Genomic DNA, 2,505 nt, shown 5'->3' on the forward strand with positions numbered 1-2,505 from the left:
GTAAGCGGTTAGCCGAGGGCGTGGGGCTTGAAGTTCCAGGGCATAAGCGCCTCGATTTCAGAGACAGGCCAGCCTTGAGCAATGCGGGTCAATGTCTGTGAGAGCCAGTCGAGCGGATCGACGTTGTTCATCTTGGCTGTCTGCAAGAGGGTGGCCAGAGTCGCCCAAGTCCGTCCACCGCCTTCGCTGCCGGCGAATAGACTGTTCTTTCTCGTAATTGTTTGGGGCCTGATAGCGCGCTCGACGATATTGGAGTCAATTTCGATGCGTCCGTCCGTCAGGAAGCGCTCCAGTGCTTCGCGCCGGGTGAGCGCGTAACGGATCGCTTCGGCGGTCTTGGACTTGCCAGAGACCTTGCCCAGCTCTTTCTCCCAAAGATCAAAGAGGCGGGTGACGATGGTTGCTGATTTTTCCTGACGCAGTACGGAACGGCTGTCGGCATTGAGACCGCGGACCTCATCCTCGATGCGCCAGAGCTCGGTCATCGCGATGATCGCGTCCGTTGCAGCCTTCGAGACTCCGCTAATGTGAAGGTCGTAAAACTTGCGGCGTAGATGCGCCCAGCAGCCTGCGAGCTGGACCGTTTCATTGCTGCCGTCTTTGGCACGCGTCTTGGCGAGACTGGTATAGGCCGAGTAGCCGTCGACTTGCAGGATGCCGCTGAATCCGGCGAGATGACGCGCCACGCAATTAGCGCCCCTGCTGTCCTCAAAACGATAGGCCACCATCGGCGGACTGGTTCCGCCATAGGGTCTATCATCGCGAGCGTAAGCCCAAAGCCAGGCCTTCGTCGTTTTCCCGGACCCAGGGGCAAGAGTGGGTAAGGTGGTTTCGTCAGCGAAGATCCTTTCGCCCTCCTTGACGCGCTCAAGGATGTAATCGGCGCAGATCTGCAGTTCGAAGCCCAGATGTCCCATCCACTGGGCCATCAACGATCGGCTGATCTCGACACCGTCGCGTAGATAGATTGCCTCCTGCCGGTAAAGCGGAAGGCCGTCGGCGTATTTGGAGACGGCGATATAGGCGAGCAGCCGCTCCGTCGGCAGGCCGCTTTCGATGATGTGCGCCGGTGCCAAAGCCTGGAGCACGCCATCGTGGCCGCGGAAGGTGTATTTGGGGCGGCGCGTCACGATGACCCGGAACTTCGGCGGCACGACATCCAGCCGTTCGGAGCGATCCTCACCGATCAGGACCTTTTCCAAGCCCACGTATTCAGCAGGGATCTCTGGCTCGATCACTTCCTCGATGCGTTCGAGATGAGCGGCAAAACCCTTGCGTGGACGTGCTGCCCGTTTCGGCTTGTCCTTGGCCGCATGATCAAGCTCGCTCTGGATTGCCGAAAGGCCAGTCTCGACTTCTTCGAAGGCAAAGGACACCTGTTCGTCGTTGACGCCAAGCCGCAGTCGCTCGGAACGGGTGCCATGTTGGGTGCGCTGCAGAACCTTCAGGATCGATGTGAGGTTGGCAATCCGCTCGTTGGCGCTCTTCTCCACCACCTCCAGCCGGGCGATCTCAGCTTCAGCGGCCTTCAGTCGGGCTTCTTTTGCAACCTGCTCGCGCGCCATCGCGAGGACCATCGCTTTCAGCGCGTCAACGTCGTCCGGCAGGTCTTGAGGGGGCAAATCCATGGCAATGAGTAGAGCACAAAAACAGCCGTTTTCCCAACCATTACAGCGGCATGATTCATCATGTCGCAGGCGCTGTTAGCCCGTCAACAAGGGTCGCCTGACCTTCGTCGGGCGGATCTTTTTCCAATCCATTCCGGCCAGCAACGCCATCAGCTGAGAATGGTCCAGACGTATCCGTGCCGCCGAGATACCCGGCCAGCAGAAACCCTGATCTTCCAAGGTTTTCGAATACAGGCAGACGCCACTGCCATCCCACCAGACAATGCGAATACGATCGGCCCGTTTCGAGCGAAAGACGTAAAGCGCGCCATTGAAGGGATCGAGCCCACCATCCCGCACCAACGCCATCAACGAGGCGGCTCCTTTGCGGAAGTCGACCGGCTGGCATGACACGTAGACCACCACACCAGAAGCGATCATGCCTTGCGAACCGCCCGCAGAACCTTCACCAGGTGATCAGGATCAAAATTACCGCCGACGCGCACCACCATATCGGCAATGACAATATCCACCGAGCCGCTGCTTGCCGTTTCAACGCGCGCGAACTTCTGCTTGCCCGTTCCCTCAGTCAGGGGTGCAACAACGCCCGATGACAGTGCCGTGCGTCGCCATCCATAAAGCTGTGACGGATCTAAGCCTTCCGACCGGGCGACCGCCGAGACGTTCGCCCCAGGCTGCAGCGCCATTGCCAGGATTCGCGCCTTTTCGTCGTCCGACCACTCACGCGGCTTGCGTCGTCTTCGCACCGGCTCCGCAGTCAAAACCTCAAAGGTTCGAGGGTGATCCACACTGTCGCTCATAGGATTCTCCGCATGATTCACGAATAAAATCGCCGATCAGCAGTCCTAAAGATACGTGGGGTGGCCTACGCGCTTAC

Annotated in this window: 3 protein-coding genes; all 3 read right to left on the reverse strand. The window is 59.2% G+C overall.

From position 1 onward, the window contains the following. Nucleotides 1–8 precede the first annotated feature (8 nt). Nucleotides 9–1,628 carry an IS66 family transposase gene (gene tnpC / locus DOU54_RS15395; protein WP_113731550.1) on the reverse strand — a complete coding sequence of 540 codons (1,620 nt, stop codon included), beginning with the start codon at nt 1,626–1,628 and terminating at the stop codon, nt 9–11. A 75-nt stretch (nt 1,629–1,703) separates the two neighbouring features. After that, entirely contained in the window at nt 1,704–2,048 is a 345-nt protein-coding gene (gene tnpB, locus DOU54_RS15400) for an IS66 family insertion sequence element accessory protein TnpB (protein ID WP_003495066.1), read from the reverse strand. After that, nucleotides 2,045–2,428, reverse strand: a complete 384-nt coding sequence (locus DOU54_RS15405) for a transposase (RefSeq protein WP_113731551.1) — start codon at nt 2,426–2,428, stop codon at nt 2,045–2,047. The genes tnpB and DOU54_RS15405 overlap by 4 nt, the downstream gene beginning before the upstream one ends. Between the last annotated feature and the right edge of the window lie 77 nt (nt 2,429–2,505).

This window comes from Agrobacterium sp. MS2, assembly GCF_003261015.1.
GTDB lineage: Bacteria > Pseudomonadota > Alphaproteobacteria > Rhizobiales > Rhizobiaceae > Agrobacterium > Agrobacterium pusense.